Raw genomic sequence first — 15371 nt, 5'->3', positions numbered from 1 at the left:
TGACGGCCTGAGAACTGTCTACCATGCGAAGGCCCCGGCAAGCCCGGGGCCTTCCCGTTTCAGAAAGACCACTGCCATGATGCTGCACATCCCCAACGTCCTCACGCCCGCGCAGGTGCGCGCCATGCGCACGGCCATGGATGCCGCCGACTGGGTGGACGGCCGGGCCACCGTGGGCGCACAGGGCGCACAGGTCAAGCACAACCGGCAACTGCCCGAACATTCCCCCGTAGCGCTGGAGCAGGGGCGCACCGTGCTGCAGGCACTGGCCGCACACCCCCTGTACTTCGCCGCGGCGCTGCCGCTGCGCACCGTGCCGCCGCTGTTCAACCGCTATGCGGGCGGCGAGACCTATGGCCTGCACGTTGATGGCGCCATGCGTCCCCTGCCCCACGGGGGTGCCTTGCGCACCGATCTGTCGTGCACGCTGTTCCTGTGCGAACCAGAAGACTACGAGGGCGGGGAGCTGGTGGTGGTGGACACCTATGGCACGCACGAGGCCAAGCTGCCCGCGGGCGACCTGATCCTGTATCCCTCGACCAGCCTGCACCGTGTGGAGCCGGTCACGCGCGGCGAGCGCGTGTGCTCCTTCTTCTGGGTGCAGAGCATGGTGCGCGACGATGCGCGCCGCGCCATGCTGTTCGAGCTGGACCAGACCATCCAGAAGCTGCGCGTGCGCCTGGGCGAGACCGAGGAGACCGTGGCCCTCACGGGCCAGTACCACAATCTTTTGCGGATGTGGTCGGAGGTCTGAAGCACAACGGCCCCGATGGGGCCGTTGTGCTTTTCAGGGGAGGTCCTTGTTCACTTCGGGCGCCGAGGCGTCGCGCGGGCCGATGGTGCCCAGCCGGCCCTTGAGCGACTGGGGCTGGCCCGTGAGCATCGCCGCGTAGTTGGTGGTGTTGGCCAGTACCTTCTTCACGTAGTCTCGGGTTTCGCCGAAGGGCACGTTCTCGGCCCAGATGGCGGCGTCCAGCACCGGGCCATTGCGCCAGTTGCGGGGCCGGCCGGGGCCAGCGTTGTAGGCAGCAGCGGCCATGGGCATGGAACCGGCGAAGTCGTCGAGCGCAAGCTTGAGGTAGGCGGTACCGATGGCGATGTTGGTGTCGCGGTCGTTGATCTGGTCGGCCGTGAAGTTGTTCATGCCGATCTTCTTGGCGGTCCAGCGTGCGGTGGCGGGCATCACCTGCATCAGGCCCGAGGCACCCACGTGCGAGCGTGCGTCCATGATGAAGCGGCTTTCCTGGCGGATCAGGCCATAGACGTAAGCTGGGTCCAGCCCGATGCTGTTGGCGCGCTCGACCACTGCGTTGCGGAAGGGCGTGGGAAAGCGCTGGTTGGTCTCTATCACGCTGCGGGTGCGCTCGCTGGTGTTGATGCAGCGGTCCCAGACCTCGCGCGCGCAGGCAAAGTCGGCAGCGGCCAGCAGCTCGCGGTCAGCCATGCCGCCGGGGATGTGCAGGTTGGTGGCGTAATTCCACTCGCGCACGCCCTCGGAGCGCAGGCCCAGGAAGATGGCATACAGGCCGCGGTTCAGGCCCGGGTTGGCGCGGGCTGCGGCCTTTTCCTCAGGCGTGAGCGGTGCGGGCGCGGGCGGCATGGTGATGCGCTGGCCCAGTTCCTCCGTCGCCAGTTGTTCGTAGAAACCGCGCGTGCTGGCAATGCCTTCGAGCAGCTTGCGCGCCTCGGCACGCTCACCGTCACTGGGCTTGCCGGCCAGCAGGGCGCGGGCCTTCCAGTACACCCAGGTGCTGTCCTGGCGGCCCTCTTCGCTCATGGCGTCGATGGCCTTGCCCACCACCTTCCACTGGCCTGCACGCAAGGCGGCGCGCACCTTCCAGCCCAGAATGTCGTCGTTGAGATCGGCATCCCGGGTGATGTTGGAAAAGGCCCGGTTGGCGTCGGACGACAGTTTCTGCGCCTGTTGCTTGCCGATCACGCCCCAGACCCAGTTGCGCTCTTCGGGCGAGAGGTGCACACCCCACTTGCCCTCCAGTTGGGCGGCCGCATTGTCAGGGTCGCCCGAGGCAAGCTTGATCAGCGCCAGCGTCACCAGTTCCTGGCGCACCTGGCCCCGGGCCGTGGCACGGCTCGTCAGGTACTTGGTGGGCGCATCCATCAGCTCCTTGACCTGGGCGACGGCGTCGGGCGCCACGATCTCCACCGCATTGCGTGCCACGCGGGGCCGGTTGGCGTCCACCGCGAAGCGGGCCTTGCGCCAGACGTCCAGGGCGCTGAGCTTCTTGTTGGCGTACAGCTGGCTGGCAGCGTGGGTGCAGCCATCGTCGGCATCGCGCAGGGCGTACCAGTTGCGCTTGATGTCTTCGGCGGCGCCAGGCTGGGGACTGCCCTTGATATCGTCGATCAGCAGGGCGTAGCAGCGCACCTCGCGGTCGTCGGACATGCGGTAGCTCGGGTGCTGCTCGGCGAACTGGGCCCAGTCGCGCCGCTGGCCCAACAGCAGCAGCCAGTCGTTGCGCAGGCGGTCCTCCTGGTAGCTGCCGGCATAGCGCTGCATGAAGGACTGGATTTCCGAGGGCGAGGCCTCGGCCAGACGCAGCCTGAGCTCCCAGTAGGCGGCCCAGGGTTCCAGCACGTGGCCGCGCGCGGCGGGCAACAATTGCTCCAATTTCTTGCGGTCGCCGCGCTTGAACGCCTGCTGCATCTCCAGCAGGGTATCGTCGGCCTTGGTTTGCGCCTGGACCAGGGGCGCGGTGGTGGCCAGCACGGCACTGACCAGCAGCGGTGTCAAAATCTGAAGCAATTGCATGGGGGAATTATCTGATGGACAAAGCAGCCCTGCGGCGCGCATTGATAGAAGAACGCCTGAATCTGCCAGATCGCCTACACCGGGCCGATCTGTTACAGCAAGTGATGCGCATCTGGCTGGTGAACCGGCCCGACACGGTGATCGGCGCCTACTGGCCCATCAAGGGCGAGTTCGATCCCCTGCCGGCCCTGCACCGCTGGAAGGAAGACGGCGAACTGCTCGATGAACCGCAGCTGCGCCGCATCGGCCTGCCCGTGGTCAACAAGCAGCACAAGACCCTGACCTTCCACGCCTGGTACCCGGGCTGCCCCATGGAAGAGGACGCCTACGGCATCCCCAAGCCCAAGGACACCGAACTCATCGTACCCACACTGCTGTTCGTGCCCTGCGTGGGTTATGCAGCGGGCGGCTACCGGCTGGGCTATGGCGGCGGCTTCTACGACCGCACGCTGGCCACACTGCAGCCCAAGCCCTTCACGGTGGGATTGGGATTCACCAACGGCTTTCTGGAAGAGTTCGAGCCGGAATCCTGGGATGCGCCGCTCGACGCGATCCTGAACGACAACGGGGTGGTCTGGCCGGTATAAGAACGTGTTCACGGCCTTTCCCCCTGATTCCCCTTCGGCGCCTTCCCCCTGAGGGGGACGCCACCAGTGGCCTGGCAGAGCCAGTTCCACGGTGGCCTGGCATGGGTGCGCGCCAGTTTTCATGGCCAGTGACGAATCGGCACCCGGAAAGGCTCAGCCGGCCTGCAGCTCCGAGGCGAAGGCGTAGCAGTCACCGCCTTCGGGACGGCGCTTGCAGGCGTACATGGCGCTGTCGGCGGCGCGCAGCAGTTCGGCGAGGGTGCGGCCATCCGCAGGGTGGCAGGCGATACCCAGGCTCATGCCGACGACCAGGGAGCGGCCTTCGAAGACCAGGGGCTCGGCGGCGCTGGCGGCCATGCGCCGGGCCATGGCGGCGATCATGTCGCGCGAGGGGCTGCCCGCGATCAGCACCGCGAATTCATCCCCACCCAGGCGGGCCACCAGGTCGCCGGCGCGCAACTGGGTGCGCAGGCGGCGCACCATGGCCACCAGCACCGCGTCGCCCGCTGCGTGGCCGTAGGTGTCGTTGACGCCCTTGAAGCCGTCCAGGTCCAGCAGCAGCAGCGCGAAGGGCTGGCCGGCGCGCACGGCGGCCTCGCCATGGCTGGTGAGGCCCGCACGGTTCGCGGCCCCGGTGAGCGCATCCGTGCCCAGGGCTTCCACCAGCTCCTGGGTGCGCACGGTCAGCGCTTCCTCGGACTTGCGCAGCAGGCGCACCCGGGAGGCCATGGCCGCCGCGAAGACGATGGATTCGGCCACCAGCACGGTCTGCGTCATGTCCATCTGCTGCGGCGTCCAGGCCACCCAGCCCCAGCTGGCCACGACGATGGCGCAGATTCCCAAGAGCAGGATGGCCACCCCCAGGCTGTAGAGCACGGCCGGCCAGTAGCGCCGCCGCATGGCCATCACGGCACCGACCGTGAGCACCAGGGTGGACACCATCACGGAAGCCTGCACCAGGCGGAACAGCCACAGCGGGTGCTCACCCAGCAGCCCATAGACAGCCGCCGCCGCCAATGCAGCCACCATGGCCAGCACCACCTTGTCCACGCGCGGCGCATAGTCGGCCAGCCGCAGCAGGCTGCGCCCGAACATCAGCTTGGAGATGGCCCACAGCGGCGGAGCCATGCTGTAGAAGAAGCCCGCCGCCGCCGGCCAGTGGGCAAACGGGTAGCGCAGCGTGTGCCCGTTGAAGCCGGCCAACGCCAGCAGTGCGCCGATGCAGGACACCAGGTACCAGGCATAGATGCTCTCGCGGAACACCAGCAGCATCACGGTGCTGAAGATCGCCAGGCCCATCAACAAGCCGTAGCAGACGCCGTCGAACATGCGCTTGTCCTGTGTGCCCTGCAGGTACTCCGCCAGATCCCATACCCGGGCCGCGTAGAAGCGCGCGAAGGTCGATTCGACTCGGAAGTACACCGTGTAGACCTGGTCGTCGGGCAGGTTGAAGCGCCAGGCCATCTGTTCGGAATCCGCCGGGCGCGTGGCCCAGGGGTGGCGCATTCCGGTGACCACCGGCGGTGCCAATGCCTGGCCCTGGGCGTTGTAGGGGCCGTAAAAGCGCAATTCGTGCGTGGAAACGGTGGGCACCAGCAGCAGGAACTCGCGCAGTGCATCGGCCGGGTCGGCCAGCTGCAGGCGCACCCGGAACCAGAGCACCCGGTCCGATTCGGCGCCCTTCAAGGGATTGTCGGGGTAGGCGAAACGGGCCTCGTTCTCCGGTGTGCGCACCTGCTCGATGCCCAGCGCGCGGCCCTGGTCCTCGAACATGCCCATGAAAGGAACGATCAGCATGCCGCCCGGCTTTGCGGAAATGAGGGCGGGCACATCGCGCTCCACGGCCGTCTGGGCGGCCGCAGGCAGCATGACCATCAGTGTCAGCAGGCTCCACCAGACCCTGCAAAAGTACAGAAAGGACAACGAGCGCATCACCACAACGATCACCAGGGATCGATAGAGAAAAACTAACTACGAACAGGGGATTGTGCCGCAGCCATCCATTTCACGCTGTGCAAACCGGCTTCGATGCGCGACACGCATCAAAGCCCTGCCCATCGGTCATTGGCACAAGCTGCCAGCGGGCGTTAGCATGGAAAGTCTTGCCCGGCTATTCCACCATTCCAAGACGACGATCCATGCCAAAGCTCTATATCGGTAACAAGAATTACTCCTCGTGGTCCATGCGCCCCTGGGTGCTGCTGCGCCAGGCCGGCATCGCATTCGACGAAGTCCGTGTGCGCTTCGACAGCTTCGACGCCGACTCCGAATTCAAGCGGGCGATCGGCCCGGTAAGCCCCACAGGCAAGGTACCGGTGCTGGTGAATGGGGACCTGGTGGTCTGGGACACCCTGGCGATTGCGGAATACATCGCCGAGACCCACCCCGACAAACAGCTCTGGCCCGCAGATGCCAAGGCCCGCGCCCGAGCCCGCAGCGTCTGTGCCGAGATGCACAGCGGCTTCACCGCCCTGCGCGGCAACTGCCCCATGAACATCGAGGCCGACCTGGCCGAGACCGGCGCCCTGATCTGGCGCGACAAGGCCGGCGTGCGTGCCGACGTGCAGCGCCTGGTGGAGATGTGGAGCGCCCTGCTCGTGGAACATGGCGGCCCGTTGCTGTTCGGCCAATTCACCATTGCCGACGCGTATTTCGCCCCCGTATGCATGCGCCTGCACAGCTACGGCCTGCCCGTGCCCCCGCAGATCGCGGCCTATGTGCAGCGCGTGCGCGCCCTGCCCGGCGTGAAGGCCTGGATCGACGACGCCCTGGCGGAGAAGGATTTCCTCGACTTCGAGGAACCCTACCGCCTGCGCCACGTTTGAGGAGAAGCGCATGGCGGTCACCATCTACCTGCGCTACGTGCTCAACACATCCAAGCTCAAGGAATTCGAGCACTACGGCAAGCTGTGGATCCCCCTGGTCGAGAAATTCGGCGGCCAGCACCACGGCTATTTCATGCCCAGCGAGGGCGCGAACAACATCGCGCTGGCACTGTTCACCTTCGAGAGCCTGGCGACCTACGAGGTCTACCGCCAGCGCTCCATGGACGATGCCGAATGCCAGGCTGCTTTCCGCTATGCGGAAGAAACGGGCTGCATCCTCAGCTACGAGCGCAGCTTCTTCCGGCCGGTGTTCTCCTAACGAAACTGCTTGCGCAGCAGCGCCCGATGCCGCGCGATGTGCGCCAGCTGGGCTTCGGCGACGATGCCACCCAGGTCCTCGCCGTCCCCATTGAGCACCGCATTGGCATGGCGCATGGCGCGCGCCACCACCTCGTCTTCGCTCACCCCCTGCTGCGCCGCCAGGTCCAGCGCAACGCGCTTCATGGCGCGCTGCGACAGCATCCACATGGCGCCAAAGGAGTCCCAGGCGGCCGCCGTATCCTTGAACTTGTCTCGGTCGGCCAGGATTTCGTTGAGCGGCTTGGCCAGGATCTCCTGCAAGGACTCCAGTTGGGCCTGCATCGCCTCGAACTGCGCTTCGCGCTGCAGGGCCTCGGCCGCAGCATTGGCGGCAGCATCGGGGGCCGCAGGCACCGGCACACTGCCATCGGGGTTGAGCTGCGCGATGGTGAGGGAGGAGGAGATGGACATGGCGATGACCGTGGGCTGGTGAGGGGCGCACTATACGGCGTCTACAGCGGCGTTACCCGCAGCTCACCTACACTGCCACCATGCAAATCTACATGGTAGGGGGCGCAGTGCGCGACGCGCTGCTCGGGCGCCCCGTGAATGACCACGACTGGGTGGTGGTGGGCGCCACGCCCGAGCAGATGCTCGCGGCGGGCTACCTGGCCGTGGGCCGTGATTTCCCCGTCTTCCTGCACCCTGAGACGCGCGAAGAGTACGCGCTGGCGCGCACCGAGCGCAAGAGCGGGCGCGGCTACCGCGGCTTCGTGGTGGAGACCTCGCCCGAGGTGACGCTCGAAGAAGACCTGTCTCGGCGCGACCTGACCATCAATGCCATCGCCCGGAGCCCCCAAGCTCCGGACACCCTGGTCGACCCCTATGGCGGGCAGAAGGATCTGCAGGCGCGCGTCCTGCGCCATGTGACCGAGGCCTTCCGCGAAGACCCGGTGCGCATCCTGCGGCTGGCACGCTTTGCCGCGCGCTTCACCGACTTCACCGTGGCGCCCGAAACGATGGCGCTGATGCGCCAGATGGTGGCCGAGGGCGAGGTGGACCACCTGGTGCCCGAGCGCGTATGGCAGGAGTTGGCGCGCGGGCTGATGGAGGCCAAACCCTCGCGCATGTTCGAGGTGCTGCGCGATTGCGGGGCCTTGCAGGTATTGCTGCCCGAGGTGGCGCGCCTGTGGGGTGTGCCCCAGCGTGCCGAACACCACCCCGAGGTCGACACCGGCATCCACCTGATGATGGTGCTGGACATGGCGGCGCGCCTGGACGCCCCGCTCACCGTGCGCTTTGCCTGCCTGGCCCACGACCTGGGCAAGGGCACGACGCCGGCCGACGTGCTGCCGCGTCACATCGACCATGAACGGCGCAGCGCCGAACTGCTGCAGGGCGTGGCCGAGCGCCTGCGCGTGCCCGTGGACTGCCGCGAGATCGCCGACGTGGTGGCGCGTGAGCACGGCAACATCCACCGCAGCGGCGACCTGGCTGCAGCCCCGCTGGTGCGCCTGCTGGAGCGCTGCGACGCGCTGCGCAAGCCCGGCCGCATGCCCGATATCCTGCTGGCCTGCGAGTGCGACGCGCGTGGCCGGCTGGGCATGGAAGACAAGGCCTACCCCCAGCGCCCGCGCCTGCTGGCCGTGCTGGCGGCCGCACAGTCCGTGGTCACGCGCGAGATCGCGGCCAAGGCAGCTGCCAAGGGACTGGCCGGCCCGCAGGTCGGCGACCTGATCCACCAGGCCCGGGTTCAGGCAGTTGCCCAATGGCTCGCCGCCAACCCGTCCTGAGCGCTGGAACTACCAGCGCAGCAGGCGCGGCCCCAGCACCGCCCCCAACGCCGTGGGCAGGGCCATGCCGGCCAGGTACCACACGGCGATGAAGGGGGAGGCCATCTCGGGGCAGTGCAAGGCGTAGACCAGGGCGCCCAGCGCCCCCGACAACAGGCCGGCACCGGCGCCGGCCCAGGCCAGGCGGGTGGGGGCAGCGCCCTTCAGGGCCCAGAAGCTGGCGATGAAGGCCGGCACCGACAGCAGCGCGATGTTGAACGGGCAACTGCGCCAGGTGCTGCCCAGCACCAGCGCCATGCGCTCGGCCGGCTCCGCCTGGGACAATGCCCCCGCAGCCATGCCCCACAGCACCAGCGGCGGCACCGCCACCAGTGCTGCCATGCGGCCCACCGCCATGCCCGGGCGCGCCATGCGGCGCAGCAGTGCCACGCCTGCGGAGGCCAATGCGGCAGCAAACACCAGCTTGGTCCAGAACATCGGCAGCCCCATGGTCTGCACCAGGTCGTGGCGCACCCCGAATACCGCAGCCATGAGCACGGCCGCCCCGGCGATGCCTGCCAGCGATGCCACGGCAAAGCGGCGCTCGATGTCCCGCGCCGGTACCGGGCCGGCATCGGTGGCCAGCAGTTGGATCAATTCATCGGTTTTCATGCCATTCCCCTGATCTTGGCGGCCAGGGCCTTGAGCCCCCGGTGCACGCCGATTTTGACTGCCGACTCCGACAGCCCCGTGAGTTGCGCCGTCTCCACCACCGACAGCCCTTCGAGCTTCACATGCACGATGGGCAGGCGCTGGCGGTCCGGCAGCGTCTGCAGCAACTGGCCCAGGTCGCGCCGCGCCTGGGCTGCATCGCCATCGCTGGTCGAGAACATCTCGTTGGCATCGTCCAGCGGATCGTTGAGGCCTTCCTTCACCCGGTGCGAGCGCAGCCAGTCGATGAGCTTGTAGCGCGCAATCGCATGCGCCCATGCCGTCACCGGCATGTCGGGCCGGTAGGTATGGCGCTGGTTGTGCACCGCCAGCAGCGTCTCCTGCACCAGGTCCTCCACCTCGTCGGGCCGCTGCGCCAGCCGGCGGCGCAAAAAGGCGCGCAGGTGGGCACTCAGCTCCTTGAGGAAGCGCTGGTAGGCCGCTGCATCGGCGTCCAGCCCCAACAACAGCAAACCGCGCAGCCTTTCTTCGATGTCCATGCTCTCTCCCTGACAGGTATTCGCAACCACGGGCCGCCCGGTTACAGCGTGGCAGAAAAATTTGTTGTGCTCTTTTTTGTGGCCGGTGTAACCCGCCCGCCTGCCACCGCGAATTACAACGCAGATCGGCCGCCACGGTGCGCACCGCACAAGCACTCCGGTCTGCATGTTCGTACCAACACTTTTCTACTTTTCGGAGAACCCGCCATGACTTCACGCACCCTCAGCCTCGGCGCCCTGGCGCTTGCAGCCCTTGCATCCGGCGCAGCCATTGCACAGACCAAGCCCGCCACGGATGCCGCAGCCAAGCCTGCCATGGAGAAATGCTACGGCGTGTCCATGGCCGGCAAGAACGATTGCGCCGCGGGCGCCGGCACCACCTGTGCCGGCACCTCGAAGGTGGACTACCAGGCCAATGCCTGGAAGTTCGTGCCCGCCGGCACCTGCGCGTCGATCAAGACGCCCAAGGGCATGGGCTCGCTCACGCCCATGAAGAGCTGATCCAGCGCACTTGCCCAGCACCATGCCAACGCATCCCACCGCGGGCCTGGGGCTCAAGCCCCAGCACTACACCGAGGCTGTGCAATGCACCGACCCCGGCCTGTGGTGGGAGGTTCACCCCGAGAATTACCTGGCCGACGGCGGCCCGCGCCTGGCCTGGCTCGAAGCCATCCGTGCGCGGCATCCGGTGGCCCTGCACGGGGTGTCGCTGTCGCTGGCGGCCGATGCGCCGCCCGATGAAGGCCACCTCGCACGGCTGGCGGCACTGGCCCGGCGCATCGAGCCGGTCATCGTCTCCGAGCACCTGGCCTGGTCCACCTGGCGCGGCCACTACCTGCCCGACCTGCTGCCATTTCCGCGCACCCATGCGGCGCTGGCACGCATTGCTGCCAACATCGCGCGCACGCAGGACGTGCTGCAGCGCCCCATCGCCATCGAAAACCCCACGCACTACCTGCACATCGAGGGCCATGACTGGTCCGAGACCGATTTCCTGACCGAGCTGGTGCAGCGCACCGGCTGCCGCCTGCTGCTGGACGTGAACAATGTGCATGTGAGCGCCCACAACCTGGGCAACCACGCCGAGGACTACCTCGATGCCTTTCCCCTGCATGCCGTGGCCGAGATCCACCTGGCCGGCCACCAGGCCGACCCGTCGCTGGGCAACGCCCTGCTGATCGACAGCCACGATGCACCCGTGGCCGATGCTGTCTGGCGGCTCTACCAGCGCGTGATCGCAGCCACCGGCCCGCTGCCGACCCTGATCGAGCGCGACGACCAGTTGCCGGCGTTCGAGGTACTGCTGGCCGAGCGCAACCGCGCCCATCGGGCTCTGACCGAGGCCCTGCCATGCAATTGAGTACATTCCAGGACGGCTTGGCCGATGCGCTTTTGCCCGGCACCGGCGGCCCCATGCAGGCCGCAGCATGGCTTTCGGCCCTGCAGTCGCAACCCGGCTTCGCCGTGTACCGCAACACCGTGCGCAAGGCCTGCATCGATGCGTTGCAGGCCAACTACCCCACCGTCTGCGCGCTGGTCGGCGAAGACTGGTTCCGTGCGGCGGCAGACCGGTTTGTTCAGGAGAACCCGCCGGAAGACTCCCGGCTCATGGCCTATGGCCAGGGCCTGGCGGATTTTTTGCGCAGCTTCGGGCCGGCCGCCGGCCTGCCCTACCTGCCTGCGGTGGCCCACCTGGACCGCTGCTGGACCGAAAGCCATCTGGCGGCCGACGCGCCCGCGCTCGACGCAGCCTGGCTGGCCTCGCAGCCGCCCGAAGCCCTGGCCAGCCTTTGCCTGGCGCCGCACCCTGCCGCGCGCTGGGCCTGGAGCGAGGAACACCCGGCCAGCACACTGTGGCAGCGCCAGCGCGGCCAAGCCCCCATGGAGGCCGAGCTGGCCTGGGAGGGCGATGGCGCCCTGCTCACCCGCCCCGAGGGTGCTGTGCAATGGGCCTTGCTGTCGCGCGCGGGCGTCGCCTTTCTGGACGCCTGTACCGCCGGCCTGCCGCTGGAGCTTGCCGCAACCCAGGCGCTGCAGGCCGAGCCCGGAGCCGACCTCACCGCACTGATGGCGCAGTTGCTGCAGGCCGGCGCCCTGTGCGCCCCATCCCACCTTGCCGAGAACACACCATGAACAGCACTCCGTATCCCGAGACCACACCCACGGCGCCCGCCACCGGACCCCGGCATTGGTTGGGCCGGCTGGCCGATGGCATGGCCTGGCTCACGCCGCACAGCCTGCTGGCGCTGGTCAATCGCCTGGGCATTGCCGCCATCTTCTTCCTGTCGGCACGCACCAAGGTCGAGGGCTGGTTCACCATCTCCGACAGCGCCTACCTGCTGTTCCGCGAGGAATACAAGCTGCCCTTGCTGCCGCCCGATCTGGCCGCGCAGATGGCCACGGTGGCCGAGCATGTGTTCCCGGTGCTGCTGGTGCTGGGGTTGTGCACGCGGTTGTCGGCCCTGGCACTGCTGGGCATGACACTGGTGATCCAGGTCTTCGTCTACCCCGATGCCTGGCCGACCCACCTGTCGTGGGCCGGCCTGCTGTTGTACCTGGCTGGGCGTGGGGCGGGCAATCTGTCACTGGACCGGCTCTTCGGAATCCGCTGAGCCGAAAGCGGGGTCAGCCCACGCTGCGAACCCAGCGGGCGATGTCACTCGCGTTCATGGCACCCGAGACGCGTGCTGCCTCTTGGCCGTCCTTGAACATGATCATGGTCGGGATGCTGCGAATGCCGAAGCGGCCCGCAATCGCCTGGTGGGCCTCGGTGTCGAGCTTGGCCAGTTGCACCTGCGGCTCCAGGTCGCGCGCGGCCTGTGCGAAGGCCGGCGCCATCTGCAGGCACGGGCCGCACCAGGGGGCCCAGAAGTCCACCACCACCGGCAGGTGGCTGCGGCCCACATGCTTATCAAAGGAACTACCGTCGAGCGCCACCGGCGCGCCCGCAAACAAGGGCTGATGGCAGCTGCCGCAATCGGGGGCGCTGCCGAAGTCCGCTCGCTTGACACGGTTCGTGGTGTGGCAGTGAGGGCAGACGATGTGGGGGGATGCTTCTTCGTTCACGCAAAAAATCTCCATGGGTGTGCTGAGCGTGCGCTTTTGGCAGGGCGGTTGCCTGTAAGACAAACGCCATTTTCATCTTGTGACAATGGGGGTGGGGGGCTACCTTTGCAAGCCCCTTCACCCCTGCACCCCAGTCCTGGCGCGGGTTTTGCCGCACTGTGCCGTGTCTGCGGGGCCGGGCAGCGGCATCCGCGCGCGCTGGTGCGCCCACCGGTCGTCTGCTAAGGTGCGGACACATGCAGCTGCTCCCTTCTTTGACAACAGCCCATGCGCTCTTTCTGGATTTTGACGGCACTCTCACCGAGATGGCGCCCCGGCCCGAGGCCGTGCGCATCTCCTCGGGCCTCGTTCCCACCCTCGCGGCCTTGAGCACGCAGCTCGATGGTGCGCTCGCCATCGTGACGGGCCGGCGCGAGAGCGACATCGACCATTTCCTCGATCCCCTGCGCCTGCCGCTGGCCAGCGAGCACGGCTCGCAGTACCGGCTGGCCGACGGATCGCGCCCGGCCATCGCCCCGCCCAACCTGGAGCCCGTGCTTCAGGCGGCCACGCAACTGGCGGTGCAGTACGCCGGCCTGCTGGTGGAGCCCAAGCGCGCCAGCGTGGCCCTGCACTACCGGCTGGCGCCGCACCTGGAGGACCTGTGCCGCGACACCATGCTGGCGGCGTTGCGCAAGGTGCACGGCCTGGACCTCATGGAAGGCAAGTTCGTCTTCGAGGCCAAGCCCAAGGGCGTGGACAAGGGCCAGGCCATCACCGATTTCATGACCCAGCTGCCCTTCGCCGGCCGCACACCCGTCTTCGCGGGAGATGACGTGACCGACGAAGCCGGCTTTGCGGCCGTGCATGCGCTGGGCGGCTGGGGCATCAAAGTGGGCGAAGGCCCGACGCAGGCACACCACCGCTGCATGACGCCGGCCGCATTGCGTGGCTGGCTGTCTGCGGCAAGAACCTCCCTGGAGCGCGCACGATGACCACCACGACCGACAAGAACGACAACGCAGCCGCCGCCCCGCAGCAAGGCTCGCTCAACCTGGGCATGATCGGCAATTGCGCCATCAGCGCCCTGATCGACAGCCAGGCGCGCATGGTCTGGTGCTGCCTGCCACGCTTCGATGGCGATCCGGTCTTCAACGCCCTGCTGCAGCCGGGCGACGAGGGCAGCCATTTCGCCATCGAGATCGAGGACATGGCCTCGGCGCACCAGTGGTACGAGCCCAATACCGCGATCCTGCGCACGCAGTTGTTCGACAAGGCGGGCCATGGCGTGGAAATCACCGACTTCGCGCCCCGCTTCTTCAGCCGCTCGCGCTTTTTCCGCCCCATGACGCTGGTGCGCCGGGTGCGCCCCATCCAGGGCTCGCCGCGCGTTCGCGTGGCACTGAAGGTGAAGTACGACTGGGGCCAGAGCGAGCCGCAGGTCACGCGCGGCAGCAACCACATCCGCTATGTGGGCGGCAGCATGGCGCTGCGCCTGTCCACCGATGCGCCGGTGTCGCACGTGCTCTCGGGCCAGCCCTTCGTGCTGACACGCGAGCACAACTTCATCCTCGGCGCCGACGAAAGCCTGCTCGACGGCATTGCCGACACGGCGCGCCTGTTCGAGCAGGAGACCACCGCCTATTGGCGCGGCTGGAGCCGGGCCCTGGCCGTGCCGCTGGAGTGGCAGGACGCGGTGATCCGCGCGGCCATCACGCTCAAGTTGTCGCTGTACGAGGACACGGGCGCCATCGTCGCGGCCATGACCACCAGCATCCCCGAATCGGCCCACAGCGGGCGCAACTGGGACTACCGTTTCTGCTGGCTGCGCGACGCCTTTTTCGTGGTGCGCGCGCTCAACAGCATCTCTGAGGTGGGCACCATGGAGGACTACCTGCGCTGGCTGAGCAATGTGGTGGTGGATGCGGGCAGCGGCCACATCCAGCCGCTGTACGGCATCGGACTGGAGCGGGAACTGCCCGAATCCATGATGCCCCAGCTGGCCGGCTACCGCGGCATGGGCCCGGTGCGTGTGGGCAACCAGGCGGCCGAGCATTTCCAGCACGACGTGTACGGCAACATCGTACTGGGCGCGGCCCAGGCCTTCCACGACCACCGGCTGCTGCACCGTGCCGGGCTGGGCGAGTTCACCCGGCTCGAGCAGGTGGGCGAGAACGCGGTGCGCGTCTACGGCCAGCCCGATGCCGGCATGTGGGAACTGCGCACGCGGGCGCGGGTGCACACCTCCTCGGCCCTCATGAGCTGGGCGGCCTGCGACCGGCTGGCCAAGATCGCCACCGCCCTCGGCCTGCCCGACCGCGCCGAGTACTGGCACGGCCATGCCCGGCGCATGCAGGAGGAGATCATCGCCAAGTCGTGGAGCGAATCGCGCCAGGCCTTTGCCGAGAGCTTTGGCGGCAACGAGCTCGATGCCAGCGTGCTGCTGATGGCCGAGGTCGGCCTGATCGACCCCAAGGACCCGCGCTTCGTGAGCACGGTGGAGGCCATGGAAAAGAGCCTGTGCGATGGCCCCTACATGCGCCGCTACGAGGCGGCCGACGACTTCGGCAAGCCCGAGACGGCCTTCAACATCTGCACCTTCTGGCGCATCGACGCACTGGCACGCATCGGCCGCAAGGACGAGGCGCGCGCCATCTTCGAGACCATGCTGGCGGCGCGCAACCCGCTGGGCCTGCTGTCCGAAGACACCCACCCCGAGACCCAGGAGATGTGGGGCAACTTCCCTCAGACCTACTCGATGGTGGGCGTGATCAACGCTGCCGTGCGCTTGTCTGCGCGATGGGACAGCGTGATTTGAGCACCGGTCGCGGTCCTGTCCCACAGACTGCGCCACCATCCGC

17 protein-coding genes are annotated in these 15371 nt (G+C 67.7%); 11 read left to right on the top strand and 6 right to left on the bottom strand.

Annotation, left to right across the window (positions count from 1 at the left end):
- Positions 1–76 precede the first annotated feature (76 nt).
- Entirely contained in the window at positions 77–754 is a 678-nt protein-coding gene (locus AC07X5_RS05175) for a Fe2+-dependent dioxygenase (RefSeq protein WP_494769266.1), read from the top strand.
- A gap of 33 nt (positions 755–787) precedes the next feature.
- Here AC07X5_RS05175 and AC07X5_RS05170 read toward each other — a convergent pair whose 3' ends face one another.
- Positions 788–2770 carry a lytic transglycosylase domain-containing protein gene (locus AC07X5_RS05170; RefSeq protein ID WP_494769265.1) on the bottom strand — a complete coding sequence of 661 codons (1983 nt, stop codon included), beginning with the start codon at positions 2768–2770 and terminating at the stop codon, positions 788–790.
- Between the two features lie 14 nt (positions 2771–2784).
- On the opposite strand from AC07X5_RS05170, the gene AC07X5_RS05165 reads away from it, so the two are divergent.
- Positions 2785–3357: a 5-formyltetrahydrofolate cyclo-ligase gene (locus AC07X5_RS05165; protein WP_184858842.1), complete on the top strand. Its 573-nt coding sequence runs from the start codon at positions 2785–2787 to the stop codon at positions 3355–3357.
- A gap of 153 nt (positions 3358–3510) precedes the next feature.
- Here AC07X5_RS05165 and AC07X5_RS05160 read toward each other — a convergent pair whose 3' ends face one another.
- Positions 3511–5304: a sensor domain-containing diguanylate cyclase gene (locus AC07X5_RS05160; protein ID WP_494769264.1), complete on the bottom strand. Its 1794-nt coding sequence runs from the start codon at positions 5302–5304 to the stop codon at positions 3511–3513.
- Positions 5305–5495: 191 nt separating this feature from the next.
- On the opposite strand from AC07X5_RS05160, the gene AC07X5_RS05155 reads away from it, so the two are divergent.
- Both AC07X5_RS05155 and AC07X5_RS05150 read left to right on the top strand, forming a co-directional pair.
- Positions 5496–6182: a glutathione S-transferase family protein gene (locus tag AC07X5_RS05155; RefSeq protein WP_494769263.1), complete on the top strand. Its 687-nt coding sequence runs from the start codon at positions 5496–5498 to the stop codon at positions 6180–6182.
- Positions 6183–6192: 10 nt separating this feature from the next.
- Entirely contained in the window at positions 6193–6501 is a 309-nt protein-coding gene (locus AC07X5_RS05150) for an NIPSNAP family protein (RefSeq protein ID WP_494769262.1), read from the top strand.
- On the opposite strand, the gene AC07X5_RS05145 is transcribed toward AC07X5_RS05150, so the two are convergent.
- Positions 6498–6953: a hypothetical protein gene (locus tag AC07X5_RS05145; protein ID WP_494769261.1), complete on the bottom strand. Its 456-nt coding sequence runs from the start codon at positions 6951–6953 to the stop codon at positions 6498–6500. The genes AC07X5_RS05150 and AC07X5_RS05145 overlap by 4 nt on opposite strands.
- Positions 6954–7033: 80 nt before the next feature.
- On the opposite strand from AC07X5_RS05145, the gene AC07X5_RS05140 reads away from it, so the two are divergent.
- Positions 7034–8275 carry a multifunctional CCA addition/repair protein gene (locus AC07X5_RS05140; RefSeq protein WP_494769260.1) on the top strand — a complete coding sequence of 414 codons (1242 nt, stop codon included), beginning with the start codon at positions 7034–7036 and terminating at the stop codon, positions 8273–8275.
- A gap of 9 nt (positions 8276–8284) precedes the next feature.
- Here AC07X5_RS05140 and AC07X5_RS05135 read toward each other — a convergent pair whose 3' ends face one another.
- Both AC07X5_RS05135 and AC07X5_RS05130 read right to left on the bottom strand, forming a co-directional pair.
- The gene (locus AC07X5_RS05135) at positions 8285–8926 is read right to left on the bottom strand and encodes a DUF1109 domain-containing protein (RefSeq protein ID WP_494769259.1); all 642 of its coding nucleotides are present in this window, start codon (positions 8924–8926) and stop codon (positions 8285–8287) included.
- Positions 8923–9465, bottom strand: coding sequence for a sigma-70 family RNA polymerase sigma factor (locus AC07X5_RS05130; RefSeq protein ID WP_409957851.1), 543 nt, complete (start codon positions 9463–9465; stop codon positions 8923–8925). Before AC07X5_RS05130 ends, AC07X5_RS05135 begins: the two co-directional genes overlap by 4 nt.
- Before the next feature lie 207 nt (positions 9466–9672).
- Here AC07X5_RS05130 and AC07X5_RS05125 point away from each other — a divergent pair, with 207 nt between their 5' ends.
- Genes AC07X5_RS05125 through AC07X5_RS05110 form a run of 4 tightly spaced genes read left to right on the top strand, consistent with a single transcriptional unit; the run spans position 9673 to position 12077 of the window.
- Entirely contained in the window at positions 9673–9966 is a 294-nt protein-coding gene (locus AC07X5_RS05125; protein ID WP_409957850.1) for a BufA1 family periplasmic bufferin-type metallophore, read from the top strand.
- Between the two features lie 22 nt (positions 9967–9988).
- Positions 9989–10825, top strand: a complete 837-nt coding sequence (bufB, locus tag AC07X5_RS05120; protein ID WP_494608362.1) for an MNIO family bufferin maturase — start codon at positions 9989–9991, stop codon at positions 10823–10825.
- Positions 10816–11598, top strand: a complete 783-nt coding sequence (locus AC07X5_RS05115; RefSeq protein ID WP_409957848.1) for an HvfC/BufC family peptide modification chaperone — start codon at positions 10816–10818, stop codon at positions 11596–11598. Before bufB ends, AC07X5_RS05115 begins: the two co-directional genes overlap by 10 nt.
- Positions 11595–12077, top strand: a complete 483-nt coding sequence (locus AC07X5_RS05110) for a DoxX family protein (protein ID WP_409957847.1) — start codon at positions 11595–11597, stop codon at positions 12075–12077. Before AC07X5_RS05115 ends, AC07X5_RS05110 begins: the two co-directional genes overlap by 4 nt.
- Before the next feature lie 13 nt (positions 12078–12090).
- On the opposite strand, the gene trxC is transcribed toward AC07X5_RS05110, so the two are convergent.
- Positions 12091–12531 carry a thioredoxin TrxC gene (gene trxC, locus AC07X5_RS05105; protein WP_494769258.1) on the bottom strand — a complete coding sequence of 147 codons (441 nt, stop codon included), beginning with the start codon at positions 12529–12531 and terminating at the stop codon, positions 12091–12093.
- Between the two features lie 236 nt (positions 12532–12767).
- Between trxC and otsB the strand changes: the two genes are divergently transcribed.
- Positions 12768–13505 carry a trehalose-phosphatase gene (gene otsB, locus AC07X5_RS05100; protein ID WP_494769257.1) on the top strand — a complete coding sequence of 246 codons (738 nt, stop codon included), beginning with the start codon at positions 12768–12770 and terminating at the stop codon, positions 13503–13505.
- Positions 13502–15328 (top strand): glycoside hydrolase family 15 protein, encoded by a 1827-nt coding sequence (locus AC07X5_RS05095; RefSeq protein ID WP_409962487.1) that lies wholly within the window; start codon positions 13502–13504, stop codon positions 15326–15328. The genes otsB and AC07X5_RS05095 overlap by 4 nt, the downstream gene beginning before the upstream one ends.
- The last annotated feature ends 43 nt before the right edge of the window (positions 15329–15371 follow it).

Source organism: Acidovorax sp. GW458-11-26-14-TSB4 (genome assembly GCF_059423865.1).
This window is presented reverse-complemented; position numbering and strand designations above follow the sequence as displayed.